The organism is Alteromonas nitratireducens (assembly GCF_040812025.1).
GTDB classification, from domain to species: Bacteria; Pseudomonadota; Gammaproteobacteria; order Enterobacterales; family Alteromonadaceae; genus Alteromonas; species Alteromonas nitratireducens.
Window position 1 is genome coordinate 1 of record NZ_JBFNPK010000028.1, and the last position, 22,685, is coordinate 22,685.

At 49.4% G+C, this 22,685-nt stretch carries 21 protein-coding genes and 1 tRNA gene; 13 read left to right on the plus strand and 9 right to left on the minus strand.

Annotated features, from left to right (window positions below):
- Both AB1N33_RS16095 and AB1N33_RS16100 read left to right on the plus strand, forming a co-directional pair.
- The coding region (locus AB1N33_RS16095) for an EF-Tu C-terminal domain-related protein (protein ID WP_411272610.1) at positions 1-110 on the plus strand (110 nt) is incomplete at its 5' end.
- Positions 111-249: 139 nt separating this feature from the next.
- A complete protein-coding gene (locus AB1N33_RS16100) occupies positions 250-1,302 on the plus strand; it encodes an aldo/keto reductase (RefSeq protein ID WP_411272590.1) in 1,053 nt (350 codons plus the stop codon).
- Between the two features lie 52 nt (positions 1,303-1,354).
- Here the strand turns inward: AB1N33_RS16100 and AB1N33_RS16105 are convergent, their stop codons facing one another.
- Positions 1,355-2,524, minus strand: coding sequence for a DcaP family trimeric outer membrane transporter (locus AB1N33_RS16105; protein ID WP_411272591.1), 1,170 nt, complete (start codon positions 2,522-2,524; stop codon positions 1,355-1,357).
- A 337-nt stretch (positions 2,525-2,861) separates the two neighbouring features.
- On the opposite strand from AB1N33_RS16105, the gene acs reads away from it, so the two are divergent.
- Entirely contained in the window at positions 2,862-4,808 is a 1,947-nt protein-coding gene (acs, locus tag AB1N33_RS16110; RefSeq protein WP_411272592.1) for an acetate--CoA ligase, read from the plus strand.
- An 11-nt stretch (positions 4,809-4,819) separates the two neighbouring features.
- On the plus strand, positions 4,820-5,476 hold the full coding sequence (locus tag AB1N33_RS16115; RefSeq protein ID WP_411272593.1) for a response regulator: 657 nt from the start codon (positions 4,820-4,822) through the stop codon (positions 5,474-5,476).
- A 27-nt stretch (positions 5,477-5,503) separates the two neighbouring features.
- Here AB1N33_RS16115 and AB1N33_RS16120 read toward each other — a convergent pair whose 3' ends face one another.
- The 3 genes from AB1N33_RS16120 to rimK are packed head-to-tail and all read right to left on the minus strand — an operon-like array spanning position 5,504 to position 7,906.
- The gene (locus AB1N33_RS16120) at positions 5,504-5,950 is read right to left on the minus strand and encodes an ATP-dependent zinc protease family protein (protein ID WP_411272594.1); all 447 of its coding nucleotides are present in this window, start codon (positions 5,948-5,950) and stop codon (positions 5,504-5,506) included.
- 12 nt (positions 5,951-5,962) lie between these two features.
- Positions 5,963-7,000 carry a succinylglutamate desuccinylase/aspartoacylase family protein gene (locus AB1N33_RS16125; protein ID WP_411272595.1) on the minus strand — a complete coding sequence of 346 codons (1,038 nt, stop codon included), beginning with the start codon at positions 6,998-7,000 and terminating at the stop codon, positions 5,963-5,965.
- Positions 7,001-7,906 (minus strand): 30S ribosomal protein S6--L-glutamate ligase, encoded by a 906-nt coding sequence (rimK, locus tag AB1N33_RS16130; protein WP_411272596.1) that lies wholly within the window; start codon positions 7,904-7,906, stop codon positions 7,001-7,003.
- A gap of 224 nt (positions 7,907-8,130) precedes the next feature.
- Here rimK and AB1N33_RS16135 point away from each other — a divergent pair, with 224 nt between their 5' ends.
- Positions 8,131-8,730 carry a mechanosensitive ion channel domain-containing protein gene (locus tag AB1N33_RS16135; RefSeq protein WP_411272597.1) on the plus strand — a complete coding sequence of 200 codons (600 nt, stop codon included), beginning with the start codon at positions 8,131-8,133 and terminating at the stop codon, positions 8,728-8,730.
- Here AB1N33_RS16135 and AB1N33_RS16140 read toward each other — a convergent pair.
- Positions 8,727-12,173 (minus strand): hybrid sensor histidine kinase/response regulator, encoded by a 3,447-nt coding sequence (locus AB1N33_RS16140; protein WP_411272598.1) that lies wholly within the window; start codon positions 12,171-12,173, stop codon positions 8,727-8,729. The two genes, AB1N33_RS16135 and AB1N33_RS16140, sit on opposite strands and share 4 nt — an antisense overlap.
- A 255-nt stretch (positions 12,174-12,428) precedes the next feature.
- On the opposite strand from AB1N33_RS16140, the gene AB1N33_RS16145 reads away from it, so the two are divergent.
- The 5 genes from AB1N33_RS16145 to AB1N33_RS16165 all read left to right on the plus strand — a co-directional run bounded on the left by AB1N33_RS16145 (position 12,429) and on the right by AB1N33_RS16165 (position 17,204).
- Positions 12,429-12,695, plus strand: coding sequence for a DUF4212 domain-containing protein (locus tag AB1N33_RS16145; protein ID WP_411272599.1), 267 nt, complete (start codon positions 12,429-12,431; stop codon positions 12,693-12,695).
- 4 nt (positions 12,696-12,699) lie between these two features.
- Positions 12,700-14,424 carry a sodium:solute symporter family protein gene (locus tag AB1N33_RS16150; RefSeq protein WP_411272600.1) on the plus strand — a complete coding sequence of 575 codons (1,725 nt, stop codon included), beginning with the start codon at positions 12,700-12,702 and terminating at the stop codon, positions 14,422-14,424.
- Between the two features lie 87 nt (positions 14,425-14,511).
- Entirely contained in the window at positions 14,512-16,344 is a 1,833-nt protein-coding gene (locus AB1N33_RS16155; protein WP_411272601.1) for a putative nucleotidyltransferase substrate binding domain-containing protein, read from the plus strand.
- 3 nt (positions 16,345-16,347) lie between these two features.
- A complete protein-coding gene (locus tag AB1N33_RS16160) occupies positions 16,348-17,061 on the plus strand; it encodes a 3'-5' exonuclease (protein WP_411272602.1) in 714 nt (237 codons plus the stop codon).
- 56 nt (positions 17,062-17,117) lie between these two features.
- Positions 17,118-17,204 (plus strand) — tRNA-Leu (locus AB1N33_RS16165).
- A gap of 25 nt (positions 17,205-17,229) precedes the next feature.
- Here the strand turns inward: AB1N33_RS16165 and AB1N33_RS16170 are convergent.
- Complete coding sequence (locus AB1N33_RS16170) at positions 17,230-18,483, minus strand: Arm DNA-binding domain-containing protein (protein WP_411272603.1); 1,254 nt, start codon at positions 18,481-18,483, stop codon at positions 17,230-17,232.
- Entirely contained in the window at positions 18,467-18,673 is a 207-nt protein-coding gene (gene xisR, locus AB1N33_RS16175; RefSeq protein WP_411272604.1) for an excisionase family protein, read from the minus strand. Before xisR ends, AB1N33_RS16170 begins: the two co-directional genes overlap by 17 nt.
- Positions 18,674-18,721: 48 nt before the next feature.
- Between xisR and AB1N33_RS16180 the strand changes: the two genes are divergently transcribed.
- The gene (locus AB1N33_RS16180; RefSeq protein WP_411272605.1) at positions 18,722-18,976 is read left to right on the plus strand and encodes a hypothetical protein; all 255 of its coding nucleotides are present in this window, start codon (positions 18,722-18,724) and stop codon (positions 18,974-18,976) included.
- Positions 18,977-19,184: 208 nt separating this feature from the next.
- On the opposite strand, the gene AB1N33_RS16185 is transcribed toward AB1N33_RS16180, so the two are convergent.
- Positions 19,185-19,694 (minus strand): hypothetical protein, encoded by a 510-nt coding sequence (locus tag AB1N33_RS16185; protein WP_411272606.1) that lies wholly within the window; start codon positions 19,692-19,694, stop codon positions 19,185-19,187.
- A 441-nt stretch (positions 19,695-20,135) separates the two neighbouring features.
- On the opposite strand from AB1N33_RS16185, the gene AB1N33_RS16190 reads away from it, so the two are divergent.
- Both AB1N33_RS16190 and AB1N33_RS16195 read left to right on the plus strand, forming a co-directional pair.
- The gene (locus AB1N33_RS16190; RefSeq protein ID WP_411272607.1) at positions 20,136-20,408 is read left to right on the plus strand and encodes a hypothetical protein; all 273 of its coding nucleotides are present in this window, start codon (positions 20,136-20,138) and stop codon (positions 20,406-20,408) included.
- 692 nt (positions 20,409-21,100) lie between these two features.
- Positions 21,101-21,511 (plus strand): hypothetical protein, encoded by a 411-nt coding sequence (locus AB1N33_RS16195; RefSeq protein WP_411272608.1) that lies wholly within the window; start codon positions 21,101-21,103, stop codon positions 21,509-21,511.
- Positions 21,512-21,890: 379 nt separating this feature from the next.
- Here AB1N33_RS16195 and AB1N33_RS16200 read toward each other — a convergent pair whose 3' ends face one another.
- On the minus strand, positions 21,891-22,493 hold the full coding sequence (locus tag AB1N33_RS16200; RefSeq protein ID WP_411272609.1) for a hypothetical protein: 603 nt from the start codon (positions 22,491-22,493) through the stop codon (positions 21,891-21,893).
- Positions 22,494-22,685: the final 192 nt, after the last annotated feature.

Consider the following 22,685-nt stretch of genomic DNA (forward strand, 5'->3'; position numbering starts at 1 on the left):
TCGTTGTAGAGCTGATTGCTCCAATCGCGATGGACGAAGGTCTGCGCTTCGCAATCCGTGAAGGTGGCCGTACAGTAGGTGCTGGCGTAGTTTCTAAGATCATTGAGTAATAGAAACTAAACCTTACTATGAAAAAGGTCACTTCGGTGGCCTTTTTTAATGCCTGACGATCAATCACCAGTATGGGCGACAACCGCATTTTAGGGTAGTCTACAGGCATTGAAGCATGATTTTTTAAAGACAACGAATATGCGATACCACACACTTGGGCGTAGCGGCCTGTCTGTATCTGAGGTCTGTCTGGGTACAATGACCTGGGGTATACAAAATACGCAGGAAGACGCCGATGCGCAGCTCGACCGGGCACTGGCTCACGGCATTAATTTTATCGACACCGCAGAAATGTATCCTGTACCACCTAACGAGCAGACGTACGGCGATACTGAACGCATTCTCGGTCACTGGCTGAGCCGTCACGCACACCAGCGTCAGCAACTGATTATTATGTCTAAAGTGGCAGGAAGCGGCATTCGTTACATACGTGATGGCAGTGGATTGTCCTCTGACGGGCTTGCCGCAGCGCTTGATGATTCACTACAGCGGCTCGGCACAGATTATATTGACGTCTATCAGTTGCACTGGCCAAACCGTAAAACACCACATTTCGGTAAGCACTGGCCGGGAATGACGGATCCGACAGTCATCGACCGAACACAAGAGCTTGATGAAATGCGCGATATCCTCGTTGGTATTAACGCCGCTATCAAGGCAGGGAAAATACGCCACTGGGGACTGTCAGATGATACGCCATGGGGAATTCACACTTACCTGCGTTTGTGTGACGAGATGGGGATCCCAAAGCCGGTGTCCATTCAAAATGAATTCAGTCTGTTGCATCTCAAAGATTGCCCTTATCTTATTGAAATGTGCGTTTTGGAAGATATCGCCTATCTGCCCTGGTCACCGCTGGCAACGGGTATGCTTACCGGCAAGTATCTGAATGGAGAGAGACCGAAAGGCTCACGCTGGACGTACGTGCAACGCCAGGGCCTGTTCCGCGATCGTCAGGCCGGTCAGAATGCGACTCGACGGTATATGGAAATTGCCGAACGTGCAGGTGTGTCTGCGGCGACACTGGCACTGGCATGGTGCAGACAGGTGCCGGGTGTAACATCGACCATCATTGGTGCAACATCTGTTGCACAACTGGAAGAAAACATTGCGGCATTCGATGTTGAGCTGGATAGTGCTGTACTGCGTCAGATACAGGACGTGATAAAACAATATCCGGCCGGATTCTGATAAAAAAATCCCGGGAATACCCCGGGATTTTTTGTTCTGCTGTAAGAGAAAATTAGAACGCGTATTTAGCAGAAAACTGTACGCGGTTCATGTCACCTTCTGCGCCGGCTTCGTTTTCACGGTTAGCATATGCGTATTCTGCACCGATGGTGATAGATTTAACCGGTGAGTAGAGCAGGTTAACGCGTGTACTGTATACCTGTTTGGTAGTCGCCAGACCAGAGATAGCCGTATCATTGTCAACGTGCGCTGCAGAGAAGGTCAGGCTGCTGCGGAGTTTCTCATTCCACATATGACGATAACCGACGAAATAACCCATGCTGTCAATGGCTTCCAAAGACCCATCATTCTTCAGCACTGCACCATTAACCAGGTTTAGTGAACCATAACGACCCAGACCAGAGCCGGTATAGAACGAGAAGCGAATATCGTCGCCGTTAGACAGATTATATTTACCAGTGACAGTGGCACCGTATCCGTTTGTGGCATCATCCATTGTGCCATTGTCATAACGCAGCTGTCTGAGGATACCGGCAAATTTTACGTAACCCCAGTCCTGCTTGGCGGTGTAGGTTGCGACAAAGTCTGGTACAGAGTTATCGTCGGTCACGATGCGTGCGCCACCACCCTCTGGGTTAATGGTGGTTTCCGGGTTCTCCAGAGAGAAAGAGAATGCGCCGTTGGTGTAGCGAACCTGGGGTTGACGGGCAAACGTGATACCGTCCGTTGAGCCGATGAAGTCGAGGGTTTCAGGCAGGGCACTCACATCCATAAAGTTCGACCAGTTCTGACCGACCATCCAGTTTTTGTACTGGATGTAGGCATGACGGATACGTGTGGTGTAGGAGTTACTGATACGCTCGTTACCACCTTCGGTAACGATAAAGTCCAGCTCAATAACCCCTTTAATCTGGTCACCGTTGCCATCATCCGTCACACTGGACAGACGGAAGCGTGATGTTTTCGCATGGAAATCAAACTGGGCGCCTTCTGACTGGCCACCAATAGGTGTTAGCGACGGCACATAAAGGTCACGTCCCAGGCTCTGTGGGCCAAGGGTACCGTCTGAATAGTCACTGACTAAGGCGTCAACTTTCACATAGCCAGTAAAGTTAAAGCTGGTGTCGCCCGCTGTGTTGGCTTGCACAGTAGTTGCCATGCCTCCCAGTGCGAAAGAAACAGCAATCGCCGTATTTTTAAGTGTGCTTGTTCTCTTTGTCATTGTTCCATTCTCAGGTAAGGTTAAAATTGTGTAAACAGGGTGTTAGCACGCCTAAATTTGGCTGACAAACGCGCAAATGCAAATAAGCGGATGGTCTGTAAGACTAAAGTCGTAGGCTGTAACACCTGGCTTTTTTTGAGCTTCCGCCCGGCGAAAAGAAGAGGGGCAGAAGATACGGAACTGTTTGTTTTATTCCGATTTTTTAGATCATAACGCGGAGCAGCGCTGTATGCATCAGGTATAAGACCAATGTCGCATTTTGGTTTGCCTTATAACGACTACAGTGAATGTCTGTAATCTTTGAATATCATTTTCTTTACATGGGAGAGATCAGGCTATGACTGCCATCAAGACGTATCCTGTACCTGAAGCGATAAAACAGAATACTCATCTGACTGAGAAGGAATACGCACGCATGTATCAGGAATCGGTAGACGATCCTGAAGGTTTCTGGGCGAAGCACGCCCACATGCTTGAGTGGTATAAATCCCCCACAAAAATTAAAAACACCAGCTTTGGTCCTGGTGACGTGTCGGTAAAGTGGTTTGAAGACGGCGAACTGAATGCCAGCTACAACTGTATCGATCGTCATCTTGCTGATAATGCGAAAAAGGTTGCGTTTTACTGGGAAGGCGATTCACCGGAAGACAGCGCAGCGATTACTTATCAGGAAGCGCACTATGAGGTGTGCAAGCTGGCGAATGGCCTGAAGAAACTCGGCGTGGGTAAAGGCGACCGGGTTGCGATTTATATGCCGATGGTCCCGCAGGCGGCTTATGCCATGCTGGCGTGCGCACGCATTGGCGCCGTGCATTCAGTGATTTTTGGTGGTTTCTCGCCTAACGCGATTGCTGATCGTATCAACGACAGTAGTGCAAAAGTCATTATTACTGCTGACGAGGGACGCCGCTCAGGACGCTCAATTCCACTAAAAGCCAATGTTGATAAAGCGCTGGCTAATGGCGCATGTCCGTCTATTACGAACGTATTGGTGCACAAACTGACCGGTGGTGAGGTTAACTGGAACGCGGATGTCGATGTGTGGTGGGAGTCGCTGACTGATGACTGCCCTGCACAATGTGAACCTGAGGTCATGAATGCCGAAGATCCGCTGTTTATTCTGTACACCTCCGGCTCGACCGGTACACCGAAAGGCGTAGTGCACACTACCGGCGGGTATTTACTGTACACCGCGATGACGTTCAAGTACGCCTTTGATTACCGTCCGGACGATATCTACTGGTGTACTGCCGATGTGGGCTGGATTACTGGTCACAGTTACATGGTCTACGGTCCGATGATCAACGGGGCGTCGCAGGTCTTTTTTGAAGGGGTTCCGACCTACCCGGATGTTCGCCGTATCGCCCAGGTGGTTGAAAAATACAAGGTCAACAGCCTCTACACTGCACCCACCGCCATTCGTGCACTGATGGCGCATGGTGACGCACCGGCGCAAGGGTGTGACGTGTCGTCGCTGCGCCTGCTTGGTTCTGTAGGTGAACCGATTAACCCGGAAGCGTGGGAGTGGTACCACCGTGTCTTTGGCAACAACGAATGTCCGATTATGGATACCTGGTGGCAGACCGAAACCGGCGGCATGATGATCACACCATTACCGGGTGCGACGGCGCTCAAGCCTGGTTCTGCGACACGCCCCTTCTTTGGTGTTAAGCCAGCATTGTTTGACGCAGACGGCAATACACTGGAAGGCGAGGCGGAAGGTAACCTGGTCATTACAGACAGCTGGCCGAGCCAGGCGAGAACGGTGTATGGCGACCATGAGCGCTACATCAATACGTATTTCAGCGCCTATAAAGGGGTGTACTTTACCGGCGATGGCGCGCGTCGTGACGACGACGGCTATTACTGGATCACAGGACGCGTGGACGACGTACTTAATGTGTCAGGGCACCGTCTGGGTACTGCAGAAATTGAAAGTGCGCTGGTTGCCCATCCGAAGGTAGCCGAAGCCGCGGTAGTTGGGTATCCGCATGATATTAAAGGTCAGGGCATTTACGTCTACGTGACCCCGAATGAAGGGGTGGAACCAGACGACGCACTGACCAAAGAACTGCGTGACTGGGTACGTCAGGAACTCAGCCCGATTGCCTCACCGGATAAAATTCAGTGGAGCCATGGTCTGCCGAAAACGCGCTCAGGCAAAATCATGCGCCGTATCCTGCGTAAAATCGCGGCAAACGAGCATGACCAGTTGGGTGATACCTCAACGTTGGCTGACCCCTCGGTTGTTGATACACTGATTGAGGAGCGCCTGAATAAGTAGAGGAAAACACAATGATAACCCTGTTGATCGCTGACGATCATCCGTTGTACCGGGATGCCTTGCGCGGGGCCCTGTCATTGTCGTTGCCCGACCTCGTGCTGCGCGAGGCGGGCGACCTTACCACCACAGTCGATATTCTCGAGAACGAGGATATCGACTTACTGCTTCTTGACCTGCATATGCCGGGCAGTAACGATCTGTTCGGTTTGTTGCATATCCGTAAGCTGTATCCCGATGTGCCTGTGGCGGTTGTATCCGGCACCGAAGATCCTGCCATTATCTCGAAAATTGTGGGGGTCGGCGCGTTGGGCTTTATTCCTAAAACTGCCAGTTCAGGCGACATTGCCAACGCAGTGCATGCCATCTTACAGGGCGATATCTGGTTGCCGGCATCGGTGAGCGAACAGATAGAAGATGTGGATGAGGCGTTTTCTGAGCTTGCGGATAAGGTCTCCAGCCTGACACCGTCGCAGTACAAAGTGCTGTGCTATATGCGCGATGGCCTGCTGAACAAGCAAATCGGCTACAACCTGGATATTGCTGAGGCTACGGTGAAAGCCCACGTTACCGCTATTTTCCGCAAACTGGGAATTAATAACCGAACGCAGGCTGTGTTGATAGCCTCTCAGCTTGAACTGGAGCCTCCGGCAACGCAGGCGGAGTCCTGAGACGCTGAGAGGCGTTGCCTGCCTGTTTTATGCTGACGCAGGCGCGGTCAGCAGATATTCAAACTCCGGATCAACCACAAAGCGACCATTCATCGCTTCGCGCCCCAGCAGCATCAGATAGGTCATTTCCGAACGGTCAGTCAGCGTAAGCTGAATTTCCCATTCTTCGCCGTCCATCACGATAGGGGTGTTGATCACATACCGGCGCTCGCGGGTTGCGGTGGAGCTTTTGACTTTTTTCTGACCGGCTACGGGCGCTTCACGGCGGACAACGGTGTCGACATTATGAATGTCGGGATGGATATCAAAACGGATCCATAATTCACCGTCCTGCTCGAATTCCTCGAGGTTATCCACGTGAAGCGACGAGGTCGCAGCACCGGTATCAACCCGGACGTTGAGCTGATGAATACTCAGATGCGGCAGATCACAATATTCAATCGCGCCGACGACTTTTTTATTATTTTCTGACATGCGATGGCTCCTTTATTCTTCAACCACGGTCTGATCACCCAGTACCAGGTTGTCCTGTAACAGCTCGACGTGCTCTGCAACGGTGTCTGGCTGCTTGAAATAGGCAATATGATAAACCGCCTCACCTTCCTGCGTGAGCGGGATGTTTTGTTTACCCACAATCACCCCTTCGGCCGGGCTGATAATATGACTCAGCGTATTTCCCAGCGGGTCGGTAATGGTCGCCAGCCTGTCACCTTTTGCGACATGATCGCCCAACTGGGCAATATGTTTTACAAAGCCACTTTCCGGCGCACGCACCCAGCCACTCTGGCGGGCGATAAACTGTTTAATGTTATGCTCTTTCTTACTGCGGCTTTTGTTGAGCATGCCAAGATGACGCATGGTGTTAATGATGCCGCGCAGGCCCGCACGAATTGAAAACTCGTCGTAACGCAATGCCTGCCCCGCTTCATACAGTAATATTTTTACACCGGATTCAGACGCCGCCTGACGCAGCGAACCTTCACGGATTTCAGCGTTCAGCAGCACGGGTACCCCAAACGCCTTAGCCATGTCCAGCACGGCTTCATCGTCCAGATCGGCTCTTACCTGGGGAAGGTTACTTCGATGAATGGCGCCGGTGTGTAAATCAATACCCACATCACACTTGCTGACAATCTCTTTGAAAAAGAGGTTAGCAAGACGCCCGGCCAGCGATCCTTTTTTACTGCCCGGAAAGCTCCGGTTCAGGTCGCGCCGGTCCGGCAGATAACGGGACTGGCTGAGGACACCGTAAACATTGACCATAGGTACAGCGATAAGCGTGCCGCGCAGACGCTCGATAGACTTCGAGCGGATGAGCCGGCCAACAATTTCAATGCCGTTAAGTTCATCGCCATGAATTGCCGCACTGACAAACAACACCGGACCGGGACGCTTTCCACGCTTAACATAGACCGGCATGCTCATGTTGGTCGCCGTGTACAGTGGCGGCATTTCCAGGTCGATGGTGACTGTCTCGCCGGGCGCGATGCTCTGTCCGCCAATGGTCAGGGGGGGCTGAGACACTTAACCTTTTCCTCGGGTTTTGGTGTTGTTCGGTTTGGCACTTTTTTCGATGAATTCGATGATCATGCCAGCAACATCTTTTTTGGTCGCATTCTCAATACCTTCCAGACCCGGTGACGAGTTCACTTCCATCACTACCGGACCGTGGTTTGAGCGCAGAATATCGACACCACAGCAGTTCAGCCCCATGGTTTTCGCCGCATCAACTGCGGTTTTACGCTCTGCCGGGCTCAGACGAACCAGACTGGCCTGACCGCCACGGTGCAGATTGGAACGGAACTCGCCCGGGGGCGCCTGGCGTTTCATCGCCGCGACAACCTTGCCACCCACCACGAAGCAGCGAATGTCAGAGCCGCCTGCTTCTTTGATAAATTCCTGTACCAGAATACTAGCATTCAGTCCCATAAACGCTTCAATGATGGCTTCGGCCGCTTTTTGTGTGTCGGCCAGCACAACCCCGATGCCCTGGGTACCTTCGAGCAGTTTAATGACCACGGGGGCACCGCCAACATTCTTAATCAGGTCGTCAATTCTGTCAGGGTGGTGTGCGAAACCGGTTCTTGGCATGCCAATCCCTTTGCGTGACAGTAACTGCAACGACCTCAGCTTATCGCGCGAGCGGCTGATGGCGACAGACTCGTTCAGCGAGTAAGTGCCCATCATTTCAAACTGACGGACGACAGACGTACCATAGAAACTGACCGATGCGCCGATCCGCGGAATGACCGCGTCGTAATAAGGCAGTTTTTTACCCTTATAGCGCACAGACGGTCTGGCGCTGGTGATATCCATGTAGCAGTGCATGGTGTCGATGACATCAACTTCATGTCCGCGCTGACGGCCGGCTTCTACAAGGCGGCTGGTAGAATAAAGATTTGGATTTCGGGAAAGAATGGCAATACGCATGATAAGTAGCAAATATCCTTTATTGGTGTGTTTATACAGGCAGAGAAAACGGTCTTGCCCAATCACGTGCCCTGCGTCAAACTGTGCCCCTTAATATAGATGATCCCTGTCGTCGCGTCTGCCCGAATTTTCTCATTATTACGGTAAGTTAAGACGCATGATGTGTAATTCGTGACTTTTCTTCGGATCATGACACACACTCGCTATTTTTTCAGAGGACCCTTATGGACTGGCTTTACCGGCAACTGGAATTTTTCTCAACGCACCAGACAAACCTGATTTGGACAGGCACGATTTTGGTCTTATATGTCGCGGTCACACGCTGGCTGTTTCCGCGTCTTGAGAAAAACATTGCCAATACCCGGTTACGGTCAGGCAGCGCTTTAAAAGGGCTGTTTGTGGCGCGTTTGCTGGTGGGAGTTGTGACCTTCGCGATTATTTTGCTGGCGTGGGGCGTCGATATATCCGGTCTGCTGGTACTGTCAACGTCCATTCTCACCCTTACCGGCGTGGCAATGTTTGCCAGTTGGTCATTGCTCAGTAACATCACGGCGTATTTTATTCTGCTGACCAATGTGACCTATCGACGCGGTAACTGGCTGCGTATTGTCGAGGGTGACAATTATGTGGAGGGCGTTATCGCGGATGTCGGGCCGTTTGCTACCCGGCTTATTTCCAGCAACCGCGAAACTATTCTGTACCCCAACAACCTTATTCTTACCCGTCCACATGTGCTGAATCCAAAAGAACGCTGGTCAGCAATGGGGAAGGTGCCGCCAAGCCAGATTAAATCCGAGGCGACCGACGGCGATAGCCTGGCTTAACCGGTACGGGCCTCGCGAATATAGCGCGTCATGCTTTGCAGTAACGCGCGCAGTTTGGCTGGCTTGATTGGCTTGGTCAGGTAGTTCACGCCATGTTCCTTGCATTGAGCGACCAGCGCATCATCCTGCGTGGCGGTGACCAGTGCAGCGGGAACAACAACATTCAGCAGGGTACGTATTTCATCAATCAGTGCCAGGCCGTTGCGCGTTTCATCCGCACTGAGCTGGTAGTCCATCAGCAGGATCTGTGGTGATACGTCACTGGCTATGCGCAGTGCGTCGTCCCAGTTTTCCGCCAGGAAAACCTGTACGCCCCAGCGATCCAGCAGCGTCTGCATGGCATCCAGATTAGCCTGTTGATCATCAACACACAGTACCCGCATTCCGGTAAACGTGGCAGCGTGGCTGGCGTGCCTGGTCGGGGCTTTAGTCTTTCCGGCAGAGGTCGTCCTCAGTGTTAGCGAGAAACAACTTCCTTTACCCGGTTTTGATACCACGTTGACACGGCTGCCGAGCTGCCCCGACAGACGGCGAACAACAGCCAGCCCAAGTCCTATTCCGTGCGCTTTACTGTCATTGGCGCGGTAAAAGTCGCTGAAGATAAGCTGGCTTTTTTCCTCACTGATGCCAATGCCGGTATCGCGTATGGCGATCTCAGCCTGCCCGTCGCGGCAACGCACCGTAATAAGTACCTTACCCTGCTCGGTATACTTCACGGCGTTCGACAGCAGGTTTTGCACTATGCGGTACAGAAAGGTCTTGTCCGCCATAACCCAGCACGACTGGACCCGGTGTTTAAGCACCAGTCCTTTCTCCTGCGCGCGCATTTTCATCTCGTCAATCAGTGGGATAAGCAGGGGCTGCATATCAACCGGCTCAATGCTGGGTTTCAGTTCCCCCTGGTCAAGGCGGGCAATGTCAAGCAATGTAGCAATCAGGTTTTCACTGGATGTCACACTGTGATTGAGTTTATCCACCACCGATTTCGCCGACGAAGGCAACGGCTGCTCCAGCAGCGCGGTAATATAGAGCTTGGCAGCATTAAGTGGTTGCAGTACATCGTGGCTGGCCAGCGCAAGAAAGCGGGTTTTACTGGCGTTCGCATCTTCTGCTGCACGCCGTGCGCGAATAAGCTCTTTTTCGATCTCACGACGACGCTCAATTTCCAATCGCAGTTCGGCGTTGATTGAGTGGACTTCCTCGGTGCGCTTTTTAATCCGGGCTTCAAGGTCAATATTTGACTCTTCCAGCGCCTGCTGAATTTCAACGTGTCCGGTAATATCATTGAAGCTGGTAACAAAGCCGCCACCCGGCAACGGGTTGCCAACCATTTCAATTACCCGCCCGTCACTGCGCTGTCGGGTAAACCGGTGCGGCGTGCCGGAGCGCAGATGCTCAAGGCGCTTCTCTACCTCAGCCTCAACGTCACCAACACCGAACTCGCCGTTGTCTGCGTTATAGCGGATCAGTTTTTCAATGGGTGTGCCTACTGCCAGCAGATCATCCGGATACTGATAGAGGGTAGCGTAGCGCTTGTTCCAGGCTACCAGATTAAGGTGCTTGTCAATGACACTGATACCGTGATCGATGTTCTCAAGCGACGTCAGCAGCGCGGTCATATTGAACTGCATCGCCTGGGTGGTATCGTCGAAGAAATTGATAACTTCAGTGAAGTCCATTTTCTTGCCGCGCAACGCGCTGTCGATTAACGCTTTCGCACTTGATGCACCGATAACACCGCCCAGGGCCCGTTCACAAAACGATAAAAATGCATTGTCCGGAGCGTCGTTCTGATCCAGCTCACACTGATTCATTTGCTGATACTGCTCAAGCAACTGCTGGCAGCGTCCGTTACCCATGAAGGTGGAAAGCAGCGTGGTTAAATCGGCTACGGTGACACTGACCAGCTGCTTTTTGGGCGCGGTACTTTTGGCCTGGGCGGGTGATACAAAGGCTTCGGCCTGTATGCGATCGATAAGACGCTGGGGGGCAAACCAGGAAAACAGACAGTAGGCAATGGCATTGGCCGTCAGGCTGATAATGGCGCCCTGACTGATCACTTCATTTTGTTCAAAGCGCGGTACGTCTTCGTTAAGAATGGGCATGATCAGCCACAGGATCCAGCTGACTACGCCGACGATAAGCCCGGCATACACGCCGTGTGCATGGGCACGTTTCCAGTACAGCGCACCAACAATGGCAGGCAGCAACTGTATCACCAGCGAGAATGCGATAAGGCCGATGGAGTGCAGCGATCGGCTGGTGGTCATTTGCTGCTGGTAGAAAAATGCCAGTAACAAAATCAGACCAATAAGAATACGTCGTATTAGTCGAATACGCGGAGCGATATTGTGGCTTCGCGGACCGTGTTCACGGATGGCAAACAGGCGCGGCAGGATAACGTCGTTCGTCAGCATCGTACTTAATGTCAGCGTGGCGACAATGATCATCGCGGTGGCCGCTGACAGGCCCCCGATAAAGACCACAATCTGCAGCAGTACAGAATCCGATATCATGGCCAGCGACAGCACATAGGCATCCGGCTCAATACCGGTACCGCTGAAAGCAGCCTGGCCGGCCATGGCAATAACAGGGATCAGCGAGGCAATAATTGCCAGATAGAGCGGAAACAGCCAGCGTGCGGTTTTTATATGGCCAAGGCTCAGGTTGTCGATGATCGCGACATGGAACTGACGGGGCAGGCAGATGACGGCGGCTGCGGCCATAATGGTTTGCGCAATAAACGTAAATGACCCGAATTGCAAAAGCGACTCCGAGGTAAAAAACGAAGCGAGAATAGCGCCGTCCTGCGACGAGTCCCAGGTCTGATAACCGACAAACGCGACCAGCAGCAGGGCCAGGAGTTTAATGGTCGATTCAAACGCAATGGCCAGCATCAGGCCGCGGCGGTATTCGGTCACGTCCGATTGCTTGGTACCAAAATAAATCGCAAATACGGCAATAAACGTAGTGGCCACTACCACAATCAGGTGGCTGTCCTGCTCGCGGGTAAGTAACTGAAATGTTGAACCGATGGCTTTGAGCTGCAAAGCGATGTACGGGATGGTGGCCAGCAGGGCAATCAGCGTGACCAGCAGGGCAACCATCTGGCGCTTGCCATAACGTGAGGCAATAAAGTCAGAAATGGTAGTAATGTGCTGCTTTTTACTGACCAGCGTCATTTTATAAATAAAACGATGCCCAAGTGTGTAGACCAGTATTGGCCCGAGCATGATGGGCAGATAAATCCAGGTATCGCGGGTCGCCTGACCCACGGCACCAAAGTAGGTCCAGGCCGTACAATAAATCGCCAGCGCCAGCGAATAGATGGCCGGATGAGAGGTCAGCCAGCGTGCTGTGGTGGAGTTTCGGTCTCCCCAACTGGCGACATAAAACAGTAAAAAAAGATACAACAGAGCAAGTGAAACCCAGCCAAACGTCATGGTGTTTCCTAACAGCTTTTTAACAAGTCTGGTTGCATTATACCCATCCCTTTGATTGTCGACCTACGACCATCGTCTCATTTGTGAATTCATTCCCCCCGTCTAGAGTATATCCAACGCTCCTATTAATGGGGTTTTGGGGTGGCTTTGGCGTTTCGGTGTCTGAATAAAGATAACACCAGTCACTGTAAAACCGCCCTGTTAGGGAAATGTAAAAACAACACATCTGATTAACCTTTACTAAGGACAAGAACGATGGCATTTAGAAGTGACGATGACAAAAAAGCATACTGGAAGGAGAACCTTTCTCTCCTTCTTAAGCTTTTGGTGGTGTGGTTTGTTGTCTCATTCGGGGCCGGCATTTTATTCGCTGACGCACTCAATGAGATCCAGTTCTTTGGCTTCAAACTGGGATTCTGGTTTGCACAACAGGGCGCCATATATGTATTTGTTGTGCTCATCTTTGTGTACATGGCAAAGATGAACGCACTTGATAAAAAATATGGCGTAGAAGAGGACTAAAGCAATGGATGTTCAATTACTCACCTTTATCATTGTTGGCGCCTCATTTGCGCTGTATATCGCAATTGCGATTTGGGCACGAGCGGGATCAACCAACGAGTTTTACGTTGCAGGCGGTGGTGTTCCACCCGTCATGAACGGTATGGCGACAGCCGCAGACTGGATGTCCGCTGCCTCGTTTATTTCCATGGCCGGTCTTATCTCCTTTATGGGATATGACGGTGCCGTGTATCTGATGGGATGGACCGGCGGCTATGTACTGCTTGCCTTGTGTCTTGCCCCTTACCTGCGGAAATTCGGCAAATTTACTGTACCGGATTTCATTGGTGACCGCTACTACTCACAGACCGCGCGTACCGTTGCGGTATTCTGTGCCATCTTCGTCTGTTTTACCTACGTTGCAGGTCAGATGCGTGGTGTTGGCGTGGTCTTCAGCCGCTTCCTCGAAGTTGACATTGTCAGCGGTGTTGTCATTGGTATGGCGATTGTATTTTTCTACACCGTACTGGGTGGTATGAAAGGCATTACCTATACTCAGGTAGCCCAGTACTGCGTACTGATTTTTGCCTACCTGGTTCCGGTCGTGTTCATCTCTATGATGGTAACCGGTCACATTCTGCCGCAAACCGCATTCGGTGCGACGCTGGCCGACGGGTCGGGGATGTACATGCTTGAGAAGCTCGACCAGCTCTCCGTGGAGCTTGGGTTTAATGAATACACCTCCGGTACGAAGAGTACCATTGATGTGTTCTTCATTACCTTTGCGCTGATGGTTGGTACTGCGGGTCTGCCTCACGTTATCGTGCGCTTCTTCACGGTACCGAAAGTACGTGACGCGCGTAAATCTGCCGGCTGGGCACTGGTCTTCATCGCTATTCTGTACACTACGGCACCTGCACTGGCGTCATTTGGTCGTGTAAACATGATTGAGACGATCAACGGCACCGATATGCAGGGCACGTCATATGCAGATGCGCCTGCGTGGATCAAGAACTGGGAGAAAACCGGTCTTATCACGTTCAAAGATAAGAACGGTGACGGCAAAATGTTCTATGCGGCGGGTAGCATCGACGATCCGTCAAGCCGTAATGAAGTGAAAGTTGACCGTGACATCATGGTACTGGCGAACCCGGAAATTGCGAACCTGCCAGCCTGGGTTATTGCACTGGTTGCTGCCGGTGGTGTTGCTGCGGCACTGTCAACATCTGCCGGTCTGCTGCTGGTTATCTCAACCTCGGTATCGCATGACTTACTGAAACGTAACTTTATGCCGAATATTACCGATAAGGCCGAACTGTTCTATGCTCGTCTGGCTGCGGGTGTGGCGATTATTATTGCGGGCTACTTTGGTATTAACCCGCCCGGATTCGTTGCGCAGGTGGTCGCCTTCGCGTTCGGACTGGCCGCATCAAGCTTCTTCCCGGCGATCATCATGGGTATTTTCTCAACCAAGATGAACGACAAGGGCGCGATTGCGGGTATGGTGTCAGGTATTGCCTTTACTGCGGCCTACATCATCTACTTTAAGTTTGTGAATCCTGCCGCGAATACGGCTGATAACTGGTGGTTCGGCGTATCGCCGGAAGGCATCGGTACGCTGGGTATGATCGTAAACTTTGTGGTTGCCTTCGTGGTCTTCAAAATGACCAAAGAAGCACCGCAGGAAATCCAGGATCTGGTGGAAAGCATCCGCTTTCCTAAAGGGTCTGGTGATGCGTCAGCGCACTAATCCTGCCTGACAACAGAGTAAAAAGGCCCACCTTTGTCGTGGGCCTTTATTCTTTTTACAGCTGGGGTTCTTTTGGGAGTATAAAGCATGACTACACTAGCCAACCAGGTGAGGGAGTTCCTGGCGGTGTCAGCACCGTTTGACCAGCTTGACGAGCCGCAAATTGATGCCCTGTGCAAACAGGCCGTACTCCTGTATCTGGCTGAAGATAATATCGATGCGCTGATTAAGGACAATGCCAGTGGCGTGTTTCTGATCCAAAGCGGTCAGTTTTCTGTCAAAGACTCATCAGACGGTACCCGGCATTTGAGTGAGGGGGATTACTTTGGTTATCCGGCGGTAATCGATAACACGTCCTACAACCTTGAGGTCACCGTGGATAAACCGGGTCTGGTGTTCTGTTTTGACCCTAAAGCGTTTGAAACCAGTCTGCATATTCCCGAAGTAAAAACGTTTTTCACCAGCATCCGTCAGGATGCATTACAAAATCAGGCGATGAGTGATTCCAACTCGATGTGGCTGTACAAGTCGCTTCAGGACGTGGTCGAGGGGGATCCGGTGAAAGCCGATATTGCAACACCGATTCAGGACGCGGCGGTATTGATGACGCAGCGGCGCGTCTCGTCCTTGCTGATAACCCGGAACGGCAAACTACAGGGTATTGTCACTGACCGTGATCTTCGCTCGCGGGTCGTGGCCGAAGCGGTGGATGTCAGCCTGCCGGTTGAGGACATCATGACGGACAGTCCCACCATGATTACCCAAAATCGCACTATGTTTGATGCCATGGCGCTGATGAGTGAACACAACATCCATCATTTGCCGGTGATCGACAGAGTCTCACGCGAGCCGATAGGTATGATTACCGCGTCGGACATTGTTCGCCATCAGCGCGGCAATGTACTGTTTATTATTGGCGAGCTGTCAAAAGCGGACAGCCTGTATGAACTTACCCGGTTGTCCTGGCAACTTCCGCATTATTTTGCGTCGCATGCAAAACGCGCCGGCGACTTTGATATTGCCGGTAAAGTGCTGTCCCAGGCCACCGACATCATGACCCGCAAACTTATCCAGTTCTATCAGCGTGATAACGGTGCTGCCCCTATGCCTTATTGCTGGCTGGTTTATGGTTCGCAGGCACGAGAGGATCAGACCATGGGCTCTGATCAGGATAATGGTTTATTACTGGAAAAGACCCCGGATGAAAACCAGAAAATCTACTTTGCCGGGATGGCGGAGTATGTCTGCAAAGGGCTGGCGAAATGCGGTATCAAATTATGTGATGGCAATATTATGGCGAGCAACCCGGCTTTGCGACTGTCGCTGGATGAAGCGATAGACGAAGCGCGAGGCTGGGTGAATGCACCCACCAGTGAAGCCATCATGCATTTTAATATCTTTCTGGATGTCCGGGGCGTTGCCGGTGATCTGACGTTGTTCAGACGGTTGCAACAGGCGCGAGCGCCGCTACTGAAACAAAAAATGTTTCTGGCGGCACTGGCCCGCCATAACAATGAGGTGGCAGTGCCCTTGTCGATGTTTCAGAAATTCGTGTATGAAAAAGGCCGGGAGCAAAAAGACAGCATTGACCTGAAAGTCAGGGCCATTGCCATTATTAATAATCTGGTACGCATTTACGCGCTTGCCAATGGCGTCACAGCGCCCTCAACGCCGATGCGGCTGGCCAGTCTGCCTGCCGGGTCGGGGCTGTCTACCCGGGACGCGTCCAATCTGCATGACATCTGGCTTTTTCTGAACCGTTTGCGCTGGCGCCATCAGTTAAATAAGAACGTGACGGACAACTATGTGTCAGTCAGCGAACTGTCATCAATCGAAAAGCACCAGTTGAAAGCCGCTTTCAAAGCTATTGAGCGCAGCCAGCAGGCGGCGGTAATGCACTTTTCAGGTGGGATGGGGTAGCACGTGTTTGATATTCTGAAACGCTGGCTCAACCCGGCAAGTGCGTTACCTGCCCGGTGGCAGGGAAAGCCGGTGATTGATATGCCGATGCTGGCCATTGATTTGGAGCTCACCTCGCTTGACCCGTCGAAGGCCAAGATTACCTCGATAGGGTGGGTTGAGGGGCAGGGCGGAAGAATTAACCTCGACAGTGCCTACTATCAGGTTGTGAGGGCAAGCGGCTCGCTGGAGCAGAGCCCGGTTATTCACGGTCTGACACCCGAGTCGCTGGATGAAGGGATCCATATCAGCGAAGCACTGGACGCACTGCTGCCCTATGCCGCTACCCATATCTGGGTATTTCATAATATGCAGCTGGATACCGGTGTGCTGGACAAAGTCATGAAGCTGAATGACCGTTTTGCGCCACAGGTACTGATCCTGGATACGTTAACTTACGCCGTCTATCAGCTGGAAAAGCAGCATCAGGTACTGCCGCCTAACAGTGCCACGCTCACTGTGTGCCGGCAACGACTTGGATTGCCCCTGGCACCCGCCCACAACGCGCTGGACGATGCACTGGCAACGCTGCAATTGTGGTATGCACAATACTTTCACTTCAATCATCGCGCTAAAAATGTACCAATTGATGACTTTTTGCGCATTCAGGTCGTAAAGTTGAAAGATTTAGGAAAAAAGTGCGAAACGGGCGTTGACAAACGTTCCGACTCCGCGTAAATTTCGCTCCCACAACGCGGCAGGCACTAATAAAAACAAGCGCCTGACGAATGTATGCCCAGGTGGTGAAATTGGTAGACACGCTAGCTTCAGGTGCTAGTGCTCGCAAGGGCGTGGCGGTTCAAGTCCGCCCCTGGGCACCATTACTTTCCTTTATAAAACAAGCAGTTACACGATATTGAATTTTGCTTGTGACCCTGATGTGACCAAACCGAACACTTTTGATGCCTGAGCAGCCATTTGAGGCATTTCCTGATCCATCCATCTTCCATAATGTTTTTCCAACATCGCAATCGAAGTGTGACCCATCTGTTTCACGATCCAACGTTCAGCGACACCTTGAGTAAGTAGGTGACTGGCGAAGGTGTGACGAGCTTGGTTTACTCCACGATGACGGATACCCAGCTTCTTGAGCCAGTGGTCGAAGAATCGTTCACTTGCCCGGGCACTATCGGTGAAGGGTTCCTGCTTCACTGAGTCGATAAAGACAAACGTGATTTTGTCCTTACGGGTTTTTCGTGTCACAGCGTCATACACGCTGATCTCTTGCTTAGGGTTCATGAACGTATGTTCTTTTTGTCTGAGCAGGTATTCGTAGGCAGTGTCCAGTAAGTTGATGGTACGTTGCCGTTCCTCTTCTTTGGGTAATGAATAGCTACCGCGAACCACAGACCGATTGACGGTAACTGTGCGCTTCTCTAAGTCCACGTCTTCCCAGGCTAATGCCATCCACTCAGAAACACTTAAACCAGTGAAGCAAGCAAACAGGAACGCGTTACGCTCACCTTCACGATGGGTTTCCATTTCTGCGAACTGTTGTAGTTCTTCTTTAGTGAATGGATCTGCGGTGTTGGCTTTGTCCCGCTTCAGGTTCTTCACATGAGCCATCGGATTGAAATCGATGATCCTGTCACCCATTGCGGTTTCATAGATACCACGTAAAGGAATACAAATGTCATTGATGGTTTTGTTAGACAGTTGACCCAAATCCTTCATACGCCAACGCTTGATTTCAGACTGGGTGATTTCATCCAGCTTCCGGTTACCAAACTTTGGTTTGATGTGATTATCTGAGTCAGCCACGTAATGACGATAGGTTTCCTTCCGGACCTCATGCTGCTTTAAATCCAACCACGCATCCAGCGCTTCACCAACGGTGGGAACCTGGGTGACTGGTGAGAACAGATCGGCTTTAACGGAGTCAGGGAAGTGAGTACGATAATCAAATGTCCCCTGGGCGATTTCATGAAGCACCACGTTCCGTTTGTTTACCGCCCATTTAACATTAGCTTTAGTGGCCTTCATGCCTTTAAGGGTTTCGCGGCAGCGAACACCCTGATACCGGAAGTCGATAGCGAGAGACTCCCCGCGCAAATGGATGCCAGGGAAGTCCTTCACAAAGTCACTAAGCGGCTTGGTCATTGGTTTCCTCGAAAAGTTGGTCCAGTGCTTCGTAATTAAACATTATGACACCGTGGACCTTTTTCCAGTGTACACCTTCAATGAGTTTGCCACGTTGTCTGCGTTTGTTAAGTGCGTGATACGTAATGCCTTTAAGTTCTTCGATTATGGCGGGATAAACCCATCCTAGTTGGATGTACTGTGTTTCCATGTGTGTTACCTTCTGGTTTTCAAATAAGAAGTAGTAAAGGGAGTTGCTTTGAACAAGCGTGAGGGCTACCGGAGGGTAGCGAATATTGTGTCTTGGGTTTTATTCAGTTGCATGACTTTATTTGTCGTTGCATTGGCAATTTGGGAAATCCCTCGCTATGTTGGCGAATATGCACGAACCTTCGGTAAAGATGAAATAGTAGAGCTTGGGGGAATATTATTAGTGTGGTTAGGTTCTTTCTTCCTACCCAGACTAACCTATAAAGCCGGTTGCCATATCGCAGATGGTTTCAAATCAGAATAAACAAAGCCCCGTTCAGGGGCTTTATAGTATCTGGAGCATATAGGCGCGATATAGATCAAAAAGGGTTTGTATCGAAAGTTAGAGTATCGGTGCAGAGTTTATCCGGCTGCTAAAGATACAGACCTTACTCGAACTATGTAATGGTTTTTCTATAGTTATGTATCGGTATCAAATTAGACGTTGCCAGCATATCGGTTGGCTACCTGTATCACTTCTTTAATCTAGGTGACTTAGGCTCTTTAATAAGCTTTCTTAACGATGGACACCTAGGTTTCTTTTTTTGACGTTCACGCTGTATTTCATACCATATTTGAGAGACAAGCTCGTATTTATGTGGTCGTAAGAAATATGGGTTAAACAGGAATTGATAATCATGAGTATCATCCACTTTCATCTCTCTGTTGTATTTTTTGGGAAGTTTGGCTATCAGTTCCGCATCTTCAAGGAGTTTTATTTTTTCTCTCAGCGATTTATATGGTGCTTTCTTTAAATCTCGTTCTTCGGATGTCCTCTCAATATGGCAGGTGTTATATTCGTAATTATAAGTATCTTTTAGTCGACAAAATAATCTTTGTCCGGCGATGCCAACTTTTAACAGCCGATCAAAGATATCTTCTTGGGTGACTTCCTTTACCCCATGGTAACGCTTACCAGAAGGCTTTTTAATATTGCCAGTCCCTCTAATAGGGCTGATCATTTGGAATCTTTCTATTTGCATAATTCTCCTTCACTGGTTGACCTCATGAAAAAGTTGGGTTTTCAATGGTATTTTTTCATATCTTTTTCATGATTAATTGTGGTTTAACTGCATGATTTTAAAGGGGTGTTTTTCTGTATATATCATTAGAAGAGGTGGCTTCGCCATGCCCACTGTCGTGGGCATAGCTTCGCCCTGAAGTAACTTATTGAAGATACTCTCTACTTATCAGATAGATAATAATCCAGAGCAGCCACCGGACGGTGGCCATTACTTAACTAAAAGAATCTAAATACTGTTAGTGTATCTACTGAAATAATATCGGCTGAGTGTATGAGCGCAAAGTCCCTTTTGTGAGGGGGACGAGCCGCCAGGCGGAGTCCCCCGCGTAAGTAAAAGAAATGTATATGAATATATAACGTTAGCTACCTAAAGGATGTGCATGGATCACTTTGATGTTTATTGAAAACTCTTTTAGAGTATGAAGGTTACTGGGTTAGACAATCATTAAAAGTAAACCTGACTAAGCAGGAAAAGCGTGATGTTGAAAATCACTCCATACCACGACCAGAAACTGACTTGTTGGCTTTTAAACCAAGTATGAATATGCTGATTGCATATGAAGCCAGGTCATATCTGGATGCCCAGGGTGTTAGATTAGATGACCTTAAGGAAGAGCATGATATTCCAAGCGGCAGATATAAACTCTTCACCTTGAGAACTATAGGAAGATAGTGTTATCCCGATTGAGGCACGATCTTATAGATCTAATATAGTTTACGCAGATACTGATGTTCTCCTTGGTTTAGCTGCAGGAAATGTATACCAGTCCAAATCTGCGGAAATCCGTGATCACTTTGATAGTAAGGGATGGTTATTTATATCACCTGAAGATATCAAACAGAAAGTACTCAGCTTGGCTTCAAAAGGGTATGAAAACGACCCTTCAATCATAACTACCAAAATACTTATGCGCTAACCTTTATGTATTTACCTGGTACCGGCTTTCGTTTCACTTGCCGGTACCAGGCTGCTCCGTGCTTTATAGTTTAACGTATTTGGCCCTGAGAGCCTTTGTAGCGCTCTTTTTCTGGCATTCTAGGTTAACAGTGTTTTATCTGTTTTCAGAGCTATCCAGGAACAGAAAAGAACTTTGTACAAACAACCAAGCAGTTGACCCCCGGGGGGGTATTTCGATTTTAATGCTAAACACATTAGGGTAATAACCTAATACAAATTTTATATAACTTGTACAAACCCGATTCATTATGCGGTGATCGACCCTTCAGGTCGTCACCGCAATGAAGCTACAGAGGAAAAACAGGTTAATTCTGATGCCATGTGCTAGTCAGACTTATCTTTAATATTTTCTACCAGCAAGGATGCTGGTATTTTTATGTCGCTTAATAGCTATAAAGGACTAATCTATGAGGAAAATTTTTTCAGTATCTGCTGTGGCTTTGTTGTTATCAGGGTGTTTATCTACACCGCAAATGACACAGGATGACTACGATTTTATGGCAACAGGTGTAGCCATACTTGAACGGTGTCATGCAGATAATCAGTTTTCAGATACGTTTTATAACGACAGTATGAAAACATTGTATTTCCTGGCTTCTACGTACACTTACAGTGATGAAGTACTACGTGACTATTTACAAAGTAAACGTGCTCAAGCTGCTCGGTCACGGATTGACTGTGAGGACTTTAGACAAAAAATGTATAAGCAGATGGCGTGGGCAGAAGAAATCAAACAGAGTCGTACAGCCACGACAACCTATCCGGCAAAAACATCAATATGGTGTCAAACCATCGGCAATATGACGATGTGCAACTAAGCTTTTCGACAACCCGAAAAAGCTGTGATTAATATAAGGAGTGACGTTTGTCGCTCCTTTTTTTATGCGATTGGTCATTCGAAAGAACTCACTTTTTACTTTACCAATTGGAGGACAAAAACTAAGTGTAAGCGTGGTACAACGTCTTGATCACAAAGAGTACCATTTTGGGTTAAAGGATAAACCGCCAATTGAGAAGTGTTTTGTTCATGGCTTTCGGGAAAGCATCGTCGTTAGTGAGAAAGTTATTTGGGGCCTTTAAGTTCATATAGAAGGAGGTGGCCTCATATACTTTTTCAGAAAAAAGCTGAAGGCTGCTAAAAAAATACAGGACATATTAAAACCGCTTTATGAACTGATATTTATCTGAGTTACGGAATTAACTAGCTTCATATCGAAACATTACCTGGCTCTTTTTACTGAGTTCTTTAAAGCCCAAACTTTTATATAAATCGGTGAGTTGTCGTTTACCGGACGCGACTGCTTGCTCATAGAGAAATTCATTTTCAAAGTCTGTGTATTCTAACGCAAATGGGTATGCTTCAAGTAGAAAGAGCGTGTCTGTGTTCCTTGCGCTATTTGCTTCGATGAAGGTTTGAATAAACTGCGAGGCTAGCGATAAACGTCTATATTCAGGATATATATATAGTCGTGATAGAAGATGTACAGGATCCGACTCCAGTGAATCCAATACAGTGTTCCCTGATTCGTCAATCTTGCTTCTATGACCGAACTCGACTACTGCTTCATAGATACTCATATAGTCGCTAATAGAGTCATATACATCAAATAGGCTTACTTTCTTTTTGAGTATTAGGGACGTAAAAATTTCTATAGTACTTGCACTACCTACTTCATGTTCATTACCGACTGTGTCAGTTCCAATGAGTGTATGTTCTTCTTCGCGGTAGTAACCTCGTTCAATACCTAATTGTGTTACCGGAACTGTTTCGCCAGTTGACTTATAATACCCAAACTTCATCTCACCACTCCATCCTTGCTAAATCTACAAACCAAAAGCCATGATGAATTCCTTCAGTCAAAGTGTAGTGAAATTGTAAACCTCCCCTAATTAGTTACACCCATAATTAGAGGTTTCGGCCAGTTCATGCTTGGTTAAATATTCCCATGGTGTCAGATCATTCAGCGCATCATGTGGGCGCTCTTCGTTGTA

Bases quoted from the DNA above. Each gene is read 5' to 3' on its own strand.
- AB1N33_RS16170 (WP_411272603.1), bottom strand. From the start codon at position 18,483: ATGACCAAGCCGCTTAGTGACTTTGTGAAGGACTTCCCTGGCATCCAT.
- AB1N33_RS16135 (WP_411272597.1), top strand. From the start codon at position 8,131: ATGGACTGGCTTTACCGGCAACTGGAATTTTTCTCAACGCACCAGACA.
- AB1N33_RS16145 (WP_411272599.1), top strand. From the start codon at position 12,429: ATGGCATTTAGAAGTGACGATGACAAAAAAGCATACTGGAAGGAGAAC.
- AB1N33_RS16155 (WP_411272601.1), top strand. From the start codon at position 14,512: ATGACTACACTAGCCAACCAGGTGAGGGAGTTCCTGGCGGTGTCAGCA.
- AB1N33_RS16200 (WP_411272609.1), bottom strand. From the start codon at position 22,493: ATGAAGTTTGGGTATTATAAGTCAACTGGCGAAACAGTTCCGGTAACA.
- AB1N33_RS16140 (WP_411272598.1), bottom strand. From the start codon at position 12,173: ATGACGTTTGGCTGGGTTTCACTTGCTCTGTTGTATCTTTTTTTACTG.
- AB1N33_RS16195 (WP_411272608.1), top strand. From the start codon at position 21,101: ATGAGGAAAATTTTTTCAGTATCTGCTGTGGCTTTGTTGTTATCAGGG.
- AB1N33_RS16115 (WP_411272593.1), top strand. From the start codon at position 4,820: ATGATAACCCTGTTGATCGCTGACGATCATCCGTTGTACCGGGATGCC.
- AB1N33_RS16100 (WP_411272590.1), top strand. From the start codon at position 250: ATGCGATACCACACACTTGGGCGTAGCGGCCTGTCTGTATCTGAGGTC.
- acs (WP_411272592.1), top strand. From the start codon at position 2,862: ATGACTGCCATCAAGACGTATCCTGTACCTGAAGCGATAAAACAGAAT.
- AB1N33_RS16105 (WP_411272591.1), bottom strand. From the start codon at position 2,524: ATGACAAAGAGAACAAGCACACTTAAAAATACGGCGATTGCTGTTTCT.
- AB1N33_RS16150 (WP_411272600.1), top strand. From the start codon at position 12,700: ATGGATGTTCAATTACTCACCTTTATCATTGTTGGCGCCTCATTTGCG.
- xisR (WP_411272604.1), bottom strand. From the start codon at position 18,673: ATGGAAACACAGTACATCCAACTAGGATGGGTTTATCCCGCCATAATC.
- rimK (WP_411272596.1), bottom strand. From the start codon at position 7,906: ATGCGTATTGCCATTCTTTCCCGAAATCCAAATCTTTATTCTACCAGC.
- AB1N33_RS16185 (WP_411272606.1), bottom strand. From the start codon at position 19,694: ATGCAAATAGAAAGATTCCAAATGATCAGCCCTATTAGAGGGACTGGC.
- AB1N33_RS16120 (WP_411272594.1), bottom strand. From the start codon at position 5,950: ATGTCAGAAAATAATAAAAAAGTCGTCGGCGCGATTGAATATTGTGAT.